The 17,219-nt window shown below is 52.3% G+C and carries 16 protein-coding genes, 5 tRNA genes and 1 pseudogene; 12 read left to right on the top strand and 10 right to left on the bottom strand.

Going from position 1 to position 17,219, the window contains the following annotated elements:
- Position 1 precedes the first annotated feature (1 nt).
- The 4 genes and pseudogenes from cas1b to THEAM_RS08205 all read left to right on the top strand — a co-directional run bounded on the left by cas1b (position 2) and on the right by THEAM_RS08205 (position 2,471).
- Positions 2 to 967, top strand: a pseudogene (cas1b, locus tag THEAM_RS08190) (type I-B CRISPR-associated endonuclease Cas1b).
- Complete coding sequence (gene cas2, locus THEAM_RS08195; RefSeq protein WP_041439587.1) at positions 968 to 1,228, top strand: CRISPR-associated endonuclease Cas2; 261 nt, start codon at positions 968 to 970, stop codon at positions 1,226 to 1,228.
- A gap of 79 nt (positions 1,229 to 1,307) precedes the next feature.
- Positions 1,308 to 2,126, top strand: coding sequence for a CRISPR-associated endoribonuclease Cas6 (gene cas6 / locus THEAM_RS08200; RefSeq protein ID WP_013538364.1), 819 nt, complete (start codon positions 1,308 to 1,310; stop codon positions 2,124 to 2,126).
- Between the two features lie 117 nt (positions 2,127 to 2,243).
- Positions 2,244 to 2,471, top strand: a complete 228-nt coding sequence (locus THEAM_RS08205) for a hypothetical protein (protein WP_013538365.1) — start codon at positions 2,244 to 2,246, stop codon at positions 2,469 to 2,471.
- Here the strand turns inward: THEAM_RS08205 and THEAM_RS08210 are convergent.
- The 5 genes from THEAM_RS08210 to THEAM_RS08230 form a co-directional block, all read right to left on the bottom strand.
- Positions 2,468 to 3,244 carry a metal ABC transporter ATP-binding protein gene (locus tag THEAM_RS08210; RefSeq protein WP_013538366.1) on the bottom strand — a complete coding sequence of 259 codons (777 nt, stop codon included), beginning with the start codon at positions 3,242 to 3,244 and terminating at the stop codon, positions 2,468 to 2,470. The genes THEAM_RS08205 and THEAM_RS08210 overlap by 4 nt on opposite strands.
- Complete coding sequence (locus THEAM_RS08215; protein ID WP_013538367.1) at positions 3,244 to 4,143, bottom strand: DsbA family protein; 900 nt, start codon at positions 4,141 to 4,143, stop codon at positions 3,244 to 3,246. Before THEAM_RS08215 ends, THEAM_RS08210 begins: the two co-directional genes overlap by 1 nt.
- Positions 4,144 to 4,216: 73 nt before the next feature.
- Complete coding sequence (gene ppdK, locus THEAM_RS08220) at positions 4,217 to 6,904, bottom strand: pyruvate, phosphate dikinase (RefSeq protein WP_013538368.1); 2,688 nt, start codon at positions 6,902 to 6,904, stop codon at positions 4,217 to 4,219.
- Positions 6,905 to 6,918: 14 nt separating this feature from the next.
- Positions 6,919 to 8,988: a glycine--tRNA ligase subunit beta gene (gene glyS / locus THEAM_RS08225; RefSeq protein ID WP_013538369.1), complete on the bottom strand. Its 2,070-nt coding sequence runs from the start codon at positions 8,986 to 8,988 to the stop codon at positions 6,919 to 6,921.
- Positions 8,963 to 9,835, bottom strand: a complete 873-nt coding sequence (locus tag THEAM_RS08230; RefSeq protein ID WP_013538370.1) for a glycine--tRNA ligase subunit alpha — start codon at positions 9,833 to 9,835, stop codon at positions 8,963 to 8,965. The genes glyS and THEAM_RS08230 overlap by 26 nt, the downstream gene beginning before the upstream one ends.
- Before the next feature lie 200 nt (positions 9,836 to 10,035).
- Between THEAM_RS08230 and THEAM_RS08235 the strand changes: the two genes are divergently transcribed.
- The 8 genes from THEAM_RS08235 (at position 10,036) to THEAM_RS08270 (ending at position 16,778) form a co-directional block, all read left to right on the top strand.
- On the top strand, positions 10,036 to 10,464 hold the full coding sequence (locus THEAM_RS08235) for a roadblock/LC7 domain-containing protein (RefSeq protein ID WP_013538371.1): 429 nt from the start codon (positions 10,036 to 10,038) through the stop codon (positions 10,462 to 10,464).
- Positions 10,465 to 10,488: 24 nt separating this feature from the next.
- The gene (locus tag THEAM_RS08240; protein ID WP_013538372.1) at positions 10,489 to 10,719 is read left to right on the top strand and encodes a hypothetical protein; all 231 of its coding nucleotides are present in this window, start codon (positions 10,489 to 10,491) and stop codon (positions 10,717 to 10,719) included.
- 64 nt (positions 10,720 to 10,783) lie between these two features.
- Positions 10,784 to 11,491 carry a 7-cyano-7-deazaguanine synthase QueC gene (gene queC, locus THEAM_RS08245; protein ID WP_013538373.1) on the top strand — a complete coding sequence of 236 codons (708 nt, stop codon included), beginning with the start codon at positions 10,784 to 10,786 and terminating at the stop codon, positions 11,489 to 11,491.
- Between the two features lie 13 nt (positions 11,492 to 11,504).
- A complete protein-coding gene (gene selD, locus THEAM_RS08250) occupies positions 11,505 to 12,548 on the top strand; it encodes a selenide, water dikinase SelD (protein ID WP_157629690.1) in 1,044 nt (347 codons plus the stop codon).
- Position 12,549: 1 nt separating this feature from the next.
- Positions 12,550 to 13,845 (top strand): 30S ribosomal protein S12 methylthiotransferase RimO, encoded by a 1,296-nt coding sequence (gene rimO, locus THEAM_RS08255; RefSeq protein ID WP_013538375.1) that lies wholly within the window; start codon positions 12,550 to 12,552, stop codon positions 13,843 to 13,845.
- Positions 13,846 to 13,974: 129 nt separating this feature from the next.
- Positions 13,975 to 15,189: a homocysteine biosynthesis protein gene (locus THEAM_RS08260; RefSeq protein ID WP_013538376.1), complete on the top strand. Its 1,215-nt coding sequence runs from the start codon at positions 13,975 to 13,977 to the stop codon at positions 15,187 to 15,189.
- 78 nt (positions 15,190 to 15,267) lie between these two features.
- Positions 15,268 to 16,251, top strand: coding sequence for a hypothetical protein (locus THEAM_RS08265; RefSeq protein WP_013538377.1), 984 nt, complete (start codon positions 15,268 to 15,270; stop codon positions 16,249 to 16,251).
- Between the two features lie 2 nt (positions 16,252 to 16,253).
- The gene (locus THEAM_RS08270; protein ID WP_013538378.1) at positions 16,254 to 16,778 is read left to right on the top strand and encodes a hypothetical protein; all 525 of its coding nucleotides are present in this window, start codon (positions 16,254 to 16,256) and stop codon (positions 16,776 to 16,778) included.
- A 13-nt stretch (positions 16,779 to 16,791) separates the two neighbouring features.
- Here THEAM_RS08270 and THEAM_RS08275 read toward each other — a convergent pair.
- The 5 genes from THEAM_RS08275 to THEAM_RS08295 form a co-directional block, all read right to left on the bottom strand.
- Positions 16,792 to 16,866: transfer RNA gene (locus tag THEAM_RS08275), tRNA-Cys, on the bottom strand.
- A 4-nt stretch (positions 16,867 to 16,870) separates the two neighbouring features.
- A tRNA-Gly gene (locus tag THEAM_RS08280) sits at positions 16,871 to 16,946 on the bottom strand.
- Between the two features lie 10 nt (positions 16,947 to 16,956).
- A tRNA-Leu gene (locus THEAM_RS08285) sits at positions 16,957 to 17,042 on the bottom strand.
- Positions 17,043 to 17,054: 12 nt separating this feature from the next.
- Positions 17,055 to 17,130: transfer RNA gene (locus THEAM_RS08290), tRNA-His, on the bottom strand.
- A gap of 13 nt (positions 17,131 to 17,143) precedes the next feature.
- Positions 17,144 to 17,218: transfer RNA gene (locus tag THEAM_RS08295), tRNA-Gln, on the bottom strand.
- Position 17,219: the final 1 nt, after the last annotated feature.

The raw sequence follows: 17,219 nt of genomic DNA on the forward strand, positions 1-17,219 counted from the left end.
GTTGGAGAGGGCCTTCATTTTCTCGAGCGGCAGGCTGAAAAGGAAAGACAACACACTGCTCTTTGAGGGAAAAGACGGAAAGAGGCGCTACCTGCCGGCAGATACCCTAAGAGAGCTCCTCCTCTTCGGCGAGGTAGAGCTCAACCTGCGGCTCCTTAACTTCCTATCCCAAAAGGGAATCCTGCTTCACACATTCAACCGCTATGGCTTTTACACCGGCTCCTACCTTCCCAGAAGGGTTAGGGTTTCTGGTTTTTTAACCGTAAAGCAGGCGGAGCACTACCTAAACCCCGACTCCAGGCTCTTCCTCGCCGCCTCGTTTGTAGACGGAGCCGCCTACCACATCGGCAGAAACCTGAAAAAGAGGGGGATAGAGGAGCCCAAGCTCCACGAGCTCCAATCCCGCATCTACTCTGCCGCCACAGTTCCGGCCCTTATGCAGGTAGAGGGAAAAATCCGCGAGCTCTACTACGGGCACCTAAACTCGCTCTTTAAGGGGCTGAAGCTCGGCAGAAGGGAGAGGAGGCCGCCGAGCAATCCGGTAAACGCGCTGATTTCCTTCGGGAACTCGCTTATGTACTCCACGGTTTTAACCGAAATCTACCAAACCCACCTGGACCCCTCCATCAGCTTCCTCCACGAACCGTCAACCGGCAGGTACTCGCTCTCTCTGGATATTGCCGAAATCTTCAAACCGCTAATCGTAGACCCTTTAATCTTAAGGCTTGTAAACAAGAGGGTTCTAACCGAAAAGGACTTTGACTCCGGGGTTAATTACGCACTGCTTTCAGAAGCGTGAAGGAAGAAGTTCTTAAAACACTATAGCCAGAGCCTTGAGACAACCGTGAAACACAGAAGCCTTAATAGGAAGGTCTCCTACAGACACCTTATAAGGCTCGAGTGCTACAAGCTGGTCAAACACCTAATCGGCGAACTGGAGTACAAACCGTTAAAGGCGTGGTGGTAGATGTTCGTGATTGTGGTTTACGACGTTGAGGTCTCGCGGGTGGACAGGGTGCGGAAGCTCCTGAGACGCTACCTTAACTGGGTTCAAAACTCCGTTTTTGAGGGAGAGATAACCGTTTCTCGCTTAACCGCCCTTAAAAAAGAGCTACAGGAGCTCTTAAAGGAGAACGACTCCGTTTACATCTACACGGTTAAGTTCCCAAAGGCCGTAAAGAGGGAAACCGTAGGGGCCGAGCGGGGAGGAACCGAGGAGTTTCTTTAATTAATAAGATTGTCATCGGTTTAAAAAACTCGCCTGCAACCACGGTAAAATAGCAAAAAACAGACGGGGGGAGGCTTACTTGAGGCTCAAAATCACCTTCATCGCCGAATCCGTTCCCATACTCTACAGACACAGAATAGTTTCACTCTTCAAAGAATCGGTAAAGAGAACAGACCCCTCCTACTTCAGAGAGCTCTACTCCTTCCCGACACCAAAGCCCTACACATTCTCCCTGGCCCTCCCGAGGGGTTTCATTCTCAAGCAGCTCCCCGTTCAGGTAGACTCAGACTTCACCCCCGAAACCCACCCGGAGGAGTTATCGGCTCTTGAGGTATTCGAGTTCCCAAACGGCGGATACATTTCTCTCCTTGTCTCTACAAGCGACTACCGCTTCCTGGTATCGCTGGTAAACGGGCTCGTTAGGCTGGGCAGGTTCAACTTCACAAACAGAGACGAGATGGTGGTAGGGGGAAAGAGCCTCAGCTGGGAAGTTGTGAAGGTGGCTCCGCTGCCCGAGAGGAGGGTCCAAGAGCTTCCCGTCACCGTAAGGACCCTTTCGCCGATTCTCGTTGAAGAGCGGGGAGGAAACCCGATTCTGCCCGACAACCCCCGGTTCAACGAGGCCGTTAACTTCGTTGTCAACAGAAGGCTCAAGTTGCTCAGGGGAAGGGGGCTCCGGAGGCCCATAGCCCTTGAACCGCTAAAGGTCAGGAAGAAGGTGGTGAAACACACATTCAGCTACTTCCGCAGGCGAACCGGCAGGCCGATAATGTACCTGACCTGCAGCGAGGGTACTTTTAAACTCTACGGCGACAGGGAAGACATCAACTTCCTGCTGGACACCGGAATAGGGAACAAAACCGGCCAAGGGTTCGGAATGGTAGAGGTTGTCTCCTGATTTACCGGTCCTCCGGGCTTGATTCCTGACTCATCGGTATAGTATTCTAATTTTAAAAACCCACTTATATTAAAACCGGGGAAGGATTATTAACAATAACAGCCCTAAGGAGGGGACTTGTCGGTCTCTAAACGGTTCATCCTTCCAGATGAGGTTAAAGCATTCATAGTTCAGGAGCTTCTCCCTTCAAAGGGGCTCAGCTGCAGGTCGGTAGAGAGCGGCATAAGAACGATTGTGGTTTACCTGAACGAGAGCATCTCCAACGGAGAGGTAGAGGAGTTAAAGCGCATCACAAAGGAGAGGTTCGGCAACACCTACACGGTTATCTTCGTTCCACGAAATTAAAGGTGTTTATCCCCCACCAGGAAAACGGGACCCGCCTCGGTCAGAACCACCTTCACCTCTACCTGGTATATCTCGGTCAGAAGCCTCTCGTTGAGTATCTCCTCCTTCGGGCCAGCAAAGAACTTACCGCCGTAGCCGATGAGTATAACTTTATCCACAAACTCCCACACGGAGTTAAGGTCGTGGGTTACCATGCAGATTCCGAACCCCTTCTCCTTGTGGAGCCTGTCGATGAGCTTCAGTATCTTCCTCGAGCTCTTAAGGTCCACACCGGTTGTGGGCTCGTCTAAGAATATGTAGTGGGGGTCGCTTACAAGGGCCCTCGCTATCAGCACCTTCCTCTGCTGACCGCCGGATAGCTGCCGAAAAGGTTTGTCCTCTAAGCCTTTAAGGTCGAGAAGCTCCATCCAGGCAACCGCCTTCTCAACCTGCTCTTTCGAAATCGGCTCAAACCGCCCCAGCCTCGGGAAGTAACCGGAAAGAATAACGTCGAGGGCCGTGGCCGGAAAGTGGCGGGAGTAGCTCTCCATCTGGGGAACGTAGCTAAGGTAGCGTTTCTCGTCGCACCCGTAGGTGCACTCCTTACCGTGGATGAGAATCCTCCCCTTAATCGGGGGAACTATGCCGAGAACGGTTTTAACAAGGGTGCTCTTACCAACCCCGTTGGGGCCAGCAATCACCCAGAACTCACCCTCCTTAAAGTGAACGGAGAGCCCCTCCAGGAGGGGCTTCCTGTAGCCAACCGATAACTCTACAAGCTCAATGCCTTCCATTACTTGCCGTTTATCACCTGGTCTATGGGCTTAAAGCCGATGTAGATGTACCCTTTACCGCCGCTGTTGGGAGGCATGTAGATGATAGAGGGCGTTGCCCTTACGCCGTTCTTGGCAAGCTGCTCCCTCAGCTGGGTGAAGAACTCCTCAAGCTTCTCCCTCCCTGGAACCTTAGCCTCTTCTTTCTTTATACGCTCCTCCATCTTCTTTGCGTAAACCATAAAGCTCCCGTTGCCCATTCTGTACAGCTCCTTAAGGGCCCCGGCAGCTCCCTCTTTCCTCGCCATCTGGGTGTAGACAACAAGCCCCTTTATCGAGTTCTCACCGTGGATGGGGAAGGGAATCAGGTGAATCTCTACGCCGTTTTTCTTGGCCAGCTCCTCTATCTGGTTGAAGTGTTCGTAGCAGAAGGGGCAGAAGATATCCCAAACTATGTAAACCTTCTTATCCCCCTTGCCCACAACGTGGGGAACGTTGTGCTCGGTGAGGGCTTTATCTACCTGCTTAACCCAGGAGAGGTCAACCTTCAGGGGCTTCTCGGCGTTCTTCGGCCTTAAAGGCGTCAGGTGAACAACGTCCCCTTCCCGCCTGACTTTGAATATCTCCAGCGTCAGGTACTTGCCGTCGGGGGTCATGAAGATGTAGCGCTTAATCTCCCTGTGGCGCCTCTTGTCTATCATCGTAACTTCGTAGGTTTTAAAGCCGGGCACCTTTACGGCCTCTGTGGGCTCTATCTTCTCAACCTCTATTCCTTTAACCTTCAGCGGGTTGAGAAGGGCCTTTATTATCTTCTCCTCGGTTGTTAAGCTCTTCTGGGGCTGAGCCTTTGTGTTTTCGGTTGCCATGCCGCAAGAGCTGATGAGCAGCAGCGACAACACAGAGGCGATTAGGGTTCTCATTTTTTCCTCCGAAAGATTGTGGTTTGGGCGGGGGTAAATTGAAAAAGGGGGGCTCGCGCCCCCCTTGTTGTTTTTATAGTTCTCCTCTGAGCTGACGGATACGGGCCTGCGCGGCTGCAAGCCTTGCTATCGGCACCCTGAAGGGAGACGGGCTTACGTACTTAACGCCGACCTTCTGGAAGAAGTTGATAGAGCGCGGGTCTCCGCCGTGCTCGCCGCAGATTCCGGTTTTTATGCCCGGCCTTGTGGCGTTACCGAGCTCTATGGCCATCTCTATGAGCCTTCCCACTCCCTCTTCGTCGATGTGGATGAAGGGGTCTCCTTTAAGGATTCCCAGCTCTACGTACTTACCGATAAACTTACCGGCATCGTCCCTGGAGAGGCCGAAGGTCATCTGGGTAAGGTCGTTGGTTCCGAAGGAGAAGTACTCTGCGTCCCTTGCCAGCTTGTCGGCTATAACCGCCGCCCTGGGAACCTCTACCATGGTTCCCACCTGGTAGGGGACTTCTACGCCCATTTCAAGGAAGACCTGAGCGGCAACGTCGTCTATGAGCTTTTTGAGCTCGTGAAGCTCTTTCTCGTCGGCAATGAGGGGAAGCATTATCTCGGGAAGAACCTCTACGCCGTTCCTCTTGCAGATGCAGGCGGCCTCTAAGATTGCCCTTGCCTGCATCCTGTAGATTTCCGGGTGGGTGATTCCAAGCCTTGAACCCCTTAAGCCGAGCATCGGGTTGACTTCGTGAAGCTCCTCTGCACGCTTTTTAAGCTCTTCAACGGGAAGACCCATCTCCTTAGCGGTCCTCTCAAACTCCTCCTCCGTTCTGGGGAGGAACTCGTGGAGGGGCGGGTCAAGGAGCCTGATGTTTACGGGCAGGCCGTTCATAACCTCGAAGATTGCAATGAAGTCCTCCCTCTGCATGGGAAGGAGCTTCTCAAGGGCCCTCTCCCTCTCCTCCTGGGTCTTGGCGAGAATCATCTCCCTAACAACGGGAATCCTCTCCTCTTTGAAGAACATGTGCTCGGTTCTACACAGACCTATACCTTCGGCACCGAACTTCCTGCCCTGCTCGGCGTCTTCGGGGGTGTCGGCGTTTACCCTAACCTGGAGGGTCCTTATCTCGTCTGCCCACTTCATAAGCTCTTCAAACTCGCCGGAAATCTGGGCAGGAATGGTCTTGAGCTCACCGTGGAAAACTTCTCCCGTTGAGCCGTCTATTGTGATTACCTCTCCCTTCTTAACAACAACGTCGCCTACCCTGAACTCCTCCCTGTCGTAGTCAACGTGAATGGACTCGGCACCGACTATACAGGTCTTACCCATACCCCTTGCAACAACTGCAGCGTGGGAGGTCATTCCTCCCCTTGCGGTGAGAATACCCTCTGCCGCGTGCATTCCGTGGATATCTTCCGGGGAGGTTTCGTGCCTTACGAGGATAACTTTCTCTCCCTTTTCGGCAAGCTCAACGGCTTCATCGGCCGTAAACACAACTTTACCGCTTACGGCTCCCGGAGCTGCGGGGAGTCCTTTGGCTATGAGCCTGCCTTCGGCCTTCGCCCTCTTCCTGTCCTCTTCGTCGAGCATCGGGTGGAGGAGCTGGTCTATGAGGGAGGGGTCAACCCTTAAAATGGCCTCCTCCTTGGAGATAAGCCCCTCTTTAACCATATCTACGGCTATTTTAACTGCCGCCTTTGCGGTCCTCTTACCGGTCCTCGTCTGGAGCATCCAGAGGCGGCCGTTCTCAATGGTGAACTCTATGTCCTGCATCTCTCTGTAGTGTTTCTCAAGGATGTCTCTAATCTTGAGGAGCTCTTTGTAAACTTCCGGGAACTCCTCCTCGAGGGAGGTCTGCTCCTGGCTGGTCTTCTGGGCTTTTGTAAGGGGCTGAGGAGTCCTTATTCCGGCGACTACGTCTTCACCCTGGGCGTTCTTGAGGTACTCGCCGTAGAACTCGTTCTCTCCGGTAGAGGGGTTCCTGGTAAAGGCAACGCCGGTTCCGGAAGTTTCGCCCATGTTCCCGAAGACCATCGCAACTATGTTAACGGCAGTTCCGTAGTCTTCGGGAATCTTGTTGATTTCCCTGTACTTGATGGCCCTGGGGTTGTTCCAGGAGTCGAAAACGGCCTTAATGGCCATTTTAAGCTGCTCGTAAGGGTCCTGAGGGAACTCCCTGCCGGTCTCCCTCTTTACAAGCTCCTTGTAGCGCTTTACAACGTCTTTAAGGTCTTCTGCAGAGAGGTCAACGTCTTGCTTGGCCCCAACTTCCCTCTTCTTCTCCTCGAGAACCTCTTCAAACTTCTCGTGGGGAATACCCATCACAACGTTTCCGAACATCTGAATGAAGCGGCGGTAGGAGTCCCAGGCGAACCTTTCGTTGTTGGTGGATTTTGCAAGGCCCTCAACGGTTTCATCGTTAAGGCCCAGGTTTAAGATTGTGTCCATCATTCCGGGCATGGAGACCGGAGCTCCCGACCTTACGGAAACGAGGAGAGGGTTCTCCTTGTCTCCGAACTTCTTGCCCATCTCTTTTTCGATTTTCCTGAGGCCCTCGAGAACCTCGTCCCACATACCTTCCGGGAACTGCTTGCCGAGCTTGTAGTAGTCTTTGCACACCTCGGTTGTTATGGTTATTCCCGGAGGAACGGGAAGACCAAGGTTTGTCATCTCGGCAAGGTTTGCACCTTTACCGCCGAGAAGCATCTTCATGTCGGCACTACCTTCGGCTTTACCACCGCCGAAGTAGTAAACCATTTTTTTACGCATCGCTCGCGCCCCCCTTAGATAGCAAGTTTTGAGAAGTCTATGAGTTTAAGGAGTTGGTCGGCTATGGTCTTCAGGAGGCTGAGCCTCCTGTTCCTCACCTGAGGGTCTCTGTCCATAACCATCACGTTGTCGAAGAAGGCGTCTACTGCCGGTTTGAGCGAGCTTACCTGAAGCAGGGCTTCGGTGTAGTTCCTTTCGGATATGAGCTTGTTGAGTTTGGACTGAAGCTCTTTGAAGGCGTTAAAGAGGTTCTCTTCAAACTCCCCTTGCGGGGTGAAGTCTGTGGCCTCAAATCCCTCAGGTATTATGTTCACAACCCGTCGCATCGTTATCAGCGTTGCCTCAAACTCCGGGTTCTCCCGGAGCTTCTCAACCGCCTTCGCCCTCAAGAAGGCGTCGTAGGGGTCGTGGGTAACTGCAAGAACCGCCTCAAGTGTATCGGGTCTGAACCCTTTTTCCTTTAAAAAGTTTTTAAGTCTTTCCTTTACGAACTCGGCGGTCTCTTCGGGAGCTTCCCGAATAAGCTCAATACCCTGCTCCCCGTAGAGCCGGGCCGCCTCTCTTGCGGCTTCAAGAATATCCAGGAAGAGTTCATTCTCTATTAGGGTCTGAATGAGTCCGAGGGCGTTCCTCCTCAGGGCGAAGGGGTCTGCCGAGCCCGTGGGCTTAAGGCCCACCCCTATGAAGCCGGTGAGGTTGTCTACCTTCTCGGCAACCGAAAGGGCCACGCCGGCCGCCGTTTTAGCAACGGAGTCGCCCGAGAACCTGGGGAGGTAGTGCTCCTCTATTGCCACCGCAACGGCCTCGGGTTCGCCGTCTAAGAGGGCGTAGTACTTGCCCATGGTGCCTTGAAGCTCGGGGAACTCGTTAACCATCTCTGTCAGAAGGTCGGCCTTGCACAGGTGGGCCGCCCTGCGGCTCTCACCTTCAGAGCCCAGACCGGTAACTCCTGCAACCCAAGGGGCAAGTCCTTCCAACCTTTTAGTTTTCTGGAGCATCGTCCCGAGCTTCTCGTGGAATATGATGCCCTCAAGCTTGGGTACCCGCTCTTCGAGCCTTTTCTTCCTGTCTTCGTTGAAGAAGAAGAGGGCGTCTTTCAGCCGGGCCCTCAGAACCTTTTCGTAACCCCGGCAAACGGTAGAGTCATCTACCGGCTTAATGTTTGCAACGCCAACGAAGTAGTTTTTTAGGTTGCCGGCTTCGTCTGTAACGGCGAAGAACTTCTGGTGGTCTTTCATAACAACAACGGGCACCTCTTTGGGGAGCTTCAAAAACTCCTCCTCAAAGCTCCCCAGTATCGGGTAGGGAAACTCAACGAGGTTCGTAACCTCCTCAAGGAGCTCTTCGTCCTTTAAGAGGTGTCCGCCTACGCGCCTTGCAAGGGAAACGGCACCGTCGAGTATCTGGGCGCACCGTTTCTCCTGGTCGGCAACAACGAAGCGCTCTTCCAGCTTCTCAAGGTGCTCGGCCGGCTCCTCTACAACGAAAGGCTCGGGAGAGAGGAACCTGTGGCCGTAAGAGATATTGGAGCTGACTATGCCGTCTATCTCAAACTCTACCGGCTCTCCTCCGTAAACGGCGGCTATCCACCTTATAGGCCTGCCGAACCTTATCCTCTTGGTGCCCCAGCGCATACTCTTCTTAAAGGGTATGGAGAGTATCAGCTTCGGAAGAAGCTCTCTCAGAACCTCTACAGCCGAACGCCCCTTTACAACCCTCTTAACCGCAACGTACGTTCCCCTCTTCCCGGGAGGGTTCTCAACGGTTATCAGCTCCTCTACAGAAACACCTTTAGAGCGGGCAAACCCCTCTGCGGCCCTCGTAGGCCTGCCCTCGGTGTCGAAGGCGGCCTTTAGCGAAGGGCCTACAAGCAGCTCCTCCCTGTCGGGTTGAACCTCGGGAACGTCGTAGGCTACGGCTATGAGCCTCCTGGGGGTTCCGAAAACCTCCACCGATGACGGAGGCAAAAAGTTACTTTCAAGCTCCTGGGGCAGTTTTTCTTTTAAGAACTCAATGCCGGAAGTGACAAAGTGGGCGGGAAGCTCTTCACACCCTATCTCAAGCAGTAGGTTCCTTACTCTCACTTTTACCCTCTTTCAGCTCCAGGTACTTTTTGGCGCACATAGAGGCAAGCCTGCGAACGCGCCCTATAAAAGCCGCCCTCTCGGCAACCGATATGGCCCCGCGGGCATCGAGCAAGTTGAACGTGTGAGAACACTTAAGGCAGTAATCGTAAGCGGGTAGAACGAGCCCCTCCCCAACTAACCTCTCGGCCTCTTTTTCGTAAATATTGAAAAGCTCTAAAAGCATTTTAACATCGGCCTTCTCAAAGTTGTAAACCGACCACTGGTACTCATTTTCCCTGTAGAGGTCGCCGTACTTAACACCTTCGGTCCACTCTATATCAAATACGCTATCTACCCCCTGAATAAAGGTGGCTATCCTCTCAAGGCCGTAGGTAATTTCAACAGAGACCGGGTCGAGGGTTATACCGCCCGCCTGCTGGAAGTAGGTAAACTGAGTAATCTCCATTCCGTCGAGCCACACTTCCCACCCGAGTCCCCAAGCGCCCAAGGTGGGAGACTCCCAGTCGTCCTCCACAAACCGAACGTCGTGCTCTTTCAGGTTTATCCCCAGAGCCTCCAAACTTCCCAAGTAAAGCTCCTGGGAGTTTTCAGGAGAAGGCTTCAAAATCACCTGAAACTGAAAGTAGTGTTGAAGTCTGTTCGGATTCTCTCCGTAACGTCCGTCGGCGGGGCGCCTGCAGGGTTGAAGGTAAGCTACCTTCCACGGCTCCTTACCGAGCACCTTTAAAAAAGTAAAAGGGTGCATCGTTCCCGCACCCTGCTCAACGTCGTAAGGAGAGGCAATTATGCAGCCCTTAGAGGCCCAGTACTCCTGGAGCCTGAAAACGATTTCCTGAAAAGTCAACCTTCCTCTCCGGCTCAGCTGGTTTGCTCGCTGTAATTTTAACTGGAAAATCCGCCACTTCAAGGAGTGAATACCCCTTCACCTGCGCCGCCGCACAAACAGAGTTTGATTTAAATCAAATAAACCAATCTCCAATATTGGTAATGTTTGCATTAACAAAAAAACGACAGGGGGCCTTCTGGGCCTTTAAGGAGGTTCAAATGGAAAACTCCCACCCGGTTGCGAAAATGTTAATAGAGGCTCACCAGGGGGGTGAAACTGGAAACGGAGGTAACGGTATGACAAAACATCAAGAGATGGAAAACCTCCTTACCCAAGTGGTTAAGGAGAACGGACTCGACGGAGCAGTAATCGCCGACATTGAAGGCCTTCCCCTTGCGTCACACCTGCCCCCTTCGGTAGACGAAGACGAACTTGCAGCCGCATCTGCCGCCATACTCTCGATTAGTGACTCAAAACTTACAGACGGATGGAAGGGAGGCGTAGTTCAGCTCTCCGTTGAGTCTGTTGACGGGTATTTAGTAATTAAAGAAGTTAAAGGAGAGTACGTTATAAGCGTTGTCGCCCCGAAAAGCTCAAAACTCGGAATAGTGCTCTCCGCAGTCCGGAGCATAGAGAGACGCCTTTAAACCTGCCCTCTAACGGAGGCAATTGTGAGCGTAAGCGATACTATGAAAGATAAACTGGAAAAACTGAACAGAAAGCGAAAAAGCGGAGAACTCTCTTCGCGGGAGTACTACAAGGGACTCATGCTCCTGCTCGTAGAGCTTGCCGACGCCCTACAGGAGGAAGATATATCGGAATTAGAGGTTAAACGCCAGATTCCGGTTCTAAAGGTCTTTATTACCGAACAGCTGAAGAAGATGAAAGGCAGGGGAAATTAACTCCCGGTGTGCGCCGATGGCTCCTCCTTCTTAAATTTGTGATTAAACCGTTAAAGGAGGAGCCTTGAACGGCGCCGTCGTTATATTCTCGGGTGGCCTCGACTCAACAACGGCCCTCTACTGGGCAAAAAGGCACTTTGAGAAAGTTTACGCAATAACCTTCTACTACGGCCAGAGGCACAGCCTCGAGGTTGAGTTCGCCAAAATCACGGCGGAAAAAGCCAACGTAGACGAACACCTCATATTCCCCGTAGACCTCTCCAGAATAGGAGCTTCCGCCCTAACCGACCGGTCGATAGAAGTTCCCGAAACGAGCTCCGTTGAAGAAATCAAAGAGCGGGGAATTCCAGTAACCTACGTCCCCTTCAGAAACGGCATATTCATCTCGATAGCAGCCGCCTACGCAGAGGCAAAGGGGTGTACAAACCTGGTAGGAGGCTGGAACGCGGTAGACTACAGCGGATACCCCGACTGCCGCCCCCAGTTCCTCAAGGCGATGGAGGAGGCCCTTAACCTGGGCACGAAGGCGGGTGCAGAGGGGAAGAGGTGGCACATCCACGCCCCCCTCATCAACCTCACAAAGGGCCAGATAATCAAGCTCGGGCTGGAGCTCGGTGCCGACTACTCCTACTCCCTGTCGTGCTACAGGGGAGATGAAGTACCCTGTATGAAGTGCGACAGCTGCATACTGCGCGCCAAAGGCTGGGAAGAGGTAGGAGAGGAAGACCACCTCATAAAAAGGCTGAAGGAGGAGGGCAAAATCCTTGAGTAGCAAGAAAGTGAAGATGACACAAACGGTCAGAGCTTCCGGCTGAGGGGCAAAACTCAGCCCGGTCGGGCTCTCAAACCTCCTTTCCAAAGTAGAGCTTCCCACAAACGATAAAGTCTTAGTAGGCGTAGAAACCGCCGAAGACGCAGGCGTCTACCTACTCTCCCCGGAACTTGCCTTAGTTCAAACAGCCGACTTCATAACCCCGGTTGTAGACGACCCCTTCATCTACGGCCAGGTTGCTGCCGCCAACGCCCTCTCCGACATCTACGCCATGGGGGCAAAACCCGTAACGGCACTAAACCTCCTCATGTTCGACACCTGCCGCTTGCCCGCCGAGTTCCTCTCGGAGATAGTGGCCGGAGGAGCTTCAAAAGTTAAAGAAGCAGACGCGGTAATCCTCGGAGGCCACACCGTTGACGACCTTGAAACAAAGTACGGCCTTGCGGTCACCGGCACGGCAGAGCCCTCAAAACTGGTCAGAAACTCAACGGCCAAACCGGGAGACTACCTCATCTACACAAAACCCCTCGGCATAGGAGTTCTCACAACGGCCATAAAAGCAGACCTTGCAAAGCCGGAGGAGATAGACGCCGTCTGCGAGGCGATGACCACCCTCAACAAAAACGCATCGGAAGCCATGGTAGAAGTGGGAGTTAACGCCTGTACCGACGTAACCGGCTTCGGCCTCTTAGGCCACCTGCTCGAAATGGTTTCGGCCAGCGGCACGGGAGCCGAAGTATTTGCCGAAAGCTTTCAACTCCTCCCGGGTGCCCTGGAATACGCCTCCATGGGACTCCTTCCCGCTGCAACCTACGAAAACGAAGAGTTCGTTGCCGAATCGGCAGAGTTCGAAGAAGCCGTAACCCCGGAGCTCCGCTCACTCCTTTTCGACCCGCAAACCTCCGGAGGCCTGCTCATCTCGGTTCCCCCGGAGCGCCTTAAGAAACTCATAAACGCCCTGACCAAAAGGGGAGTCAAGTGGGTAACGGTTGTCGGCAGAATAACCGCCGAAGGTAAAATAAGGGTTAGAAGCGGTAAACTCGAAGCGGAGAAGTAGCTTGAAAAAGAAAATCGCCGTTATAAGCCTCGGTTGTCCGAAAAACTGGGTAGACACAGAACTGATGGTCGGCCTTTTAAAGGCAACGGGGGAAGTCGAGCTGGTCTCCTCCCTTGAAGCAGCCGACGTTATACTGGTAAACACCTGCGGGTTCATAACGCCGGCAAAAGAGGAGTCCATAGACGAAATCCTGAACGCCATAGAGGCGAAAAAGCAGTCTCCAGACAAAAAGGTGGTTGTTGCCGGCTGCCTCTACCAGCGGTACAAAGAGGAGCTCAAAAGGGAGCTCCCAGAGGTAGACGCCTTCATCGGCGTTAACGAGCTCCTCAGGAGCGTAGAGAGAATCCTTAACAGGAAAGCCGCCGTCAGGAAGCCCTACCTCTACAGGGAGGTCCTTACCCCTCCCCACCTTGCCTACCTGAAAATAGCCGAAGGCTGCTCAAACGCCTGTACCTACTGTGCAATCCCAATCATCAGAGGGCCCCTTAAAAGCCGGCCGGTAAACGAAGTAGTGGAAGAGGCCAAACGCCTCGCCGAAAGGGGCGTTAAAGAACTATACGTAATAGCCCAGGACACAACCGCCTACAGGCGCGACTTCGGAGAGGAAAAGGCACTCATCAAACTCTTAGAGCAGCTCGAAAAAGTTGAAGGAATAGAGTGGATTAGGCTCATGTACACCTACCCTTCCCACATAACCGACAACCTCATAGACTACATGGCATCCTCCGAGAAGCTCGTTAAATACATAGACGTTCCCCTACAACACATAAACGACAAAGTGCTCGCCTCCATGGGGAGGAAGTACACAAGGGCATCCGCCGAAAAACTCTTAGAGAAGCTGAGGCTCAGGGTTCCCGGAATAGCCATAAGGACAACCTTCATCGTAGGATTCCCCACAGAAGGGGAAGCCGAGTTCGAAGAGCTTCACACCTTCATCAAAGAGTTCAAATTCGACTGGGCAGGCTTCTTCAAATACTCCAGGGAAGAAGGCACCGCCGCCTACAGACTTGGAGACCTCCCTGAAGAGCTTAAAGACTCAAGGCTCAACCTCCTTGAAGAGACCCAGTTCTGGATATACGAAGAGCTCCACCGCTCACTGGTCGGAAAACGCCTCAAGCTCATAGTCGACTCACCGTCGTCGGACATGCCCGGCTTCGTAGAGGCCCGAAGCTACAGAAACGCCTACGAAATAGACGGCATAGTCTACTTAAAAGGAAACCACACCCCCGGCAAAATAGTTGAAGCCAAAGTCACGGGCCTTGCAAGCAACGTAGACCTTACAGCCGAACCCCTCTAACGCCTTCGGCCTACTGCAGAGCTTCCTCTCTCCTGCATCCGGTAGAACGGCCAGCTCCCACACCCCCCTTGAAAACCTTATACTTTCTCTTTAAAGGGAGCTTCAAAACCCAACCGGAGAGAGAGGTTAATGGCCGAGCAGTTTAAAGTAGTGAAAACCTACGAAGAGATAAACGAGAAAATAAGGAAAGGCGAGGCCGTAGTAGTTACGGCCGAAGAGATGATAGAGATAGTAGAAGAGCTTGGCGTTGTAAAAGCCGCCCGGGAAGTAGACGTAGTAACAACCGGAACCTTCGGCGCAATGTGCTCCTCGGGGGCCTTCCTCAACGTAGGCCACACAAAGCCCAGGATGAAAATGGAGGAGATTTACCTCAACGGCGTTCCCGCCTACGGAGGAATTGCCGCAGTTGACCTCTACATAGGAGCAACCGCCCTCCCCGAAAACGACCCCAGGAACGAAGTGTACCCGGGCAGGTTCGAGTACGGAGGGGCCCACGTTATAGAGGAGCTCATAGCCGGCGAAGACATAGAGCTTGAGGCCTACGGGTACGGAACCGACTGCTACCCAAGGCGGGAGATTAAAAAGCTCATAAACATAAAAACCATAAACGACGCAATCCTCTGCAGCCCCCGTAACGCCTACCAGAACTACAACGTTGCCGTAAACAAGTCCTCAAGAACCATTTACACCTACATGGGAACGCTAAAACCAAACTTCGGAAACGCCACCTACTCTGGCGCCGGCCAGCTCTCCCCCCTGATGAACGACCCCTTCTTCGAAACGATAGGGGTGGGAACGAGAATATTCTTAGGGGGAGGAATCGGGTACGTAGCCTTCCACGGCACCCAGCACGCCCCCTTTGGAGTTAAAAGGAGCAAGAAAGGGCAACCTATGGAAGGGGCTGGCACCCTGATGGTTGTAGGGGACATGAAACAGATGAGCACCGACTTTATAAAGGCCGCTTCCATTTTGGGCTACGGCGTCTCAATGTTCGTCGGGATAGGCATTCCCATTCCGATTCTGAACGAGAGAATCGCCTACTACACCTCCGTAAGGGACGACGAAATCTTCGCCCCGGTAATAGACTACTCGGTCGATTACCCCTCGGGTAACGCCAAGCCTCTAAAGTACGTTAGCTATGCAGAGCTCCGTAGGGGCTACATAGAGCTGAACGGCAAGAAAGTTCCAACCTCTCCAGTCTCCTCCTACTACAAGGCAAGGGAGATTGCCAACATACTGAAAGAGTGGATAAAGAGCGGGGAGTTTGAAATCAGCAAACCCGCCGAAACCCTCCCCGCCCCCGAGCCGAACGTGAAAATAGAGTACGACACCAGGAAAGATTAAAACAGAATCAGGTTCTAAGCCCATTAGAAGGTTAGAATTTTGTGGAACGAAGAGTCTAATCCGAATTTTTAGATAACTATGAAACCTTTAAACAGAGCCCAGAGAGAAGCCTTAAAAGAGCTTAACGCCCTAACCGAAGAGTTGAAGCTCCTCTTCTCCTTCTACCGATGGTACCTTGAAGAGATGGAGTTCGACTCCGAAACTGAAGAGTGGACCCAGGTATTCCACATCAGAACCAACATTCAGAAGCTCTTCTTACTTCCTCTCCCGGGTTTGGCCGTAACGGCCAGGAAAAAGAAAGAGTACATAAAGTTATGCAGGAAGCTCAGGGAACTCGACCTAAAACTTCTCAAGAAAAGGGATTTCCTAAAAAAGGAATTTGACTTTGAGTCGTTCAGAACGGAAGAATGCCAGTTCAGGAACTGGAAGGAGATTCCAAAGAAACTGTGGTGGTACCACTTAGACTCCAACGAAATTCCCGACTTCAACGTTCCCATTTGGCTGCTTGTTCCAGAAACTTGTAAATTTAAGGCCGTAATAGTTTCAGGCCGTTTAAAAGAGAAACCGGTTAAGGTTTTACTGTACGTTCCGATAGAGACCAACCTAAAAAAACGAGAAAAGCTTGAGAAAGACATCGTTTCAAACATCGACTTTGACTATCCCACATTCATCTACGACGAGTTTCGAATTTCGGGCCGTGTAAAAAAACAACACAGCTTCTCCGCATTTGTCCTCCCCATTTCGGGCTTAATCGCCAAACTCCACTTAACAAACAAACTGTACCTTGAAGAGCTTAAACACAAGGAGCTCCTAATAGCCTTTCCAAAAGAGACAAGTGTTTTTAAAACTCGGTTCTATCAAGAGTTAAAGGAAGCTATTTTCAAAGGAAACACTAAGTTTCTGAACGAAAAAACCTTAAAGGAAGAGCAGTTTGCCTTTTTCAAGGTAGATATAGTTATAAGTAGAGAGCTTGAAATCGAACTAAAAAAGGAAAGCGGAGAGAAAAAACTACTTCCCGAGAAAACATCCGAACTCAGTGGAGACATCGTCTTACAGGTATAAAGTTGCACTACAAACTTGAAGCTCAGAAACTTCTATCCGCCCTGAGAAGGGGAGAGTACAAGTGGAAAGAGATAGAGTGTAATAACAAAGAGATAAAACATTTAAGAAAAGCACTGAAGAGTCATAGCTTCTGCAACAGTATCTGCAAAGACACCTCTTCCATTACAGCACGGGAGAAGGACTTCTGCAAACGGATACTCCAGTCGGAGAAGAACGGCATTCCGCTTTCTTTAAAGAGCCCCAAGGATTTAGATACCGTAGTCAGGAAAGTGGTCCTTTCCGACTCCCTCCAGTGGGCCTACGCAAAGCTTACTAACGGAAGAAAGGTTCTCTACTGCTACTGTGCAGAGAAAATGTTTGGAACAGGTCACTGGTTACTCGGAAGCTGCCTTGAAGATGAAAGGGTTAAAGTTCTAACAGTTTTCTTTCTTTTCCCCGATAGAAAGCCGCTGAAACGGTTTTTAGTATCAAGGAAGAGTAAAAACAACACTATCGTGAAAGTATTGGCAGCCGAAATGGCGGAATGAGGGAAGGTTTAAGTGGAGGCGGCGGGCGGAATCGAACCGCCGAATAAGGGATTTGCAGTCCCCTGCCTTACCACTTGGCTACGCCGCCTTAGTGGAGCGGGCGACGGGACTTGAACCCGCGACCCCAACCTTGGCAAGGTTGTGCTCTACCAACTGAGCTACGCCCGCGCCCTTTTTTTGGTGCGGGAGGCGGGAGTCGAACCCGCACGCCACGAGGGCACTGGATCCTAAGTCCAGCGCGTCTGCCAGTTCCGCCACTCCCGCGGCGGATTTCTATGGGGTGGGAGACGGGACTTGAACCCGCGACCGCCGGGGCCACAACCCGGCGCTCCACCAACTGAGCTACTCCCACCACAATAATAAAATGGCTGGGGCGGCAGGATTCGAACCTGCGAATGGCGGATCCAAAGTCCGCTGCCTTACCGCTTGGCTACGCCCCAG

It is taken from the genome of Thermovibrio ammonificans HB-1, assembly GCF_000185805.1.
In the GTDB taxonomy this organism is placed as follows: Bacteria; Aquificota; Aquificia; order Desulfurobacteriales; family Desulfurobacteriaceae; genus Thermovibrio; species Thermovibrio ammonificans.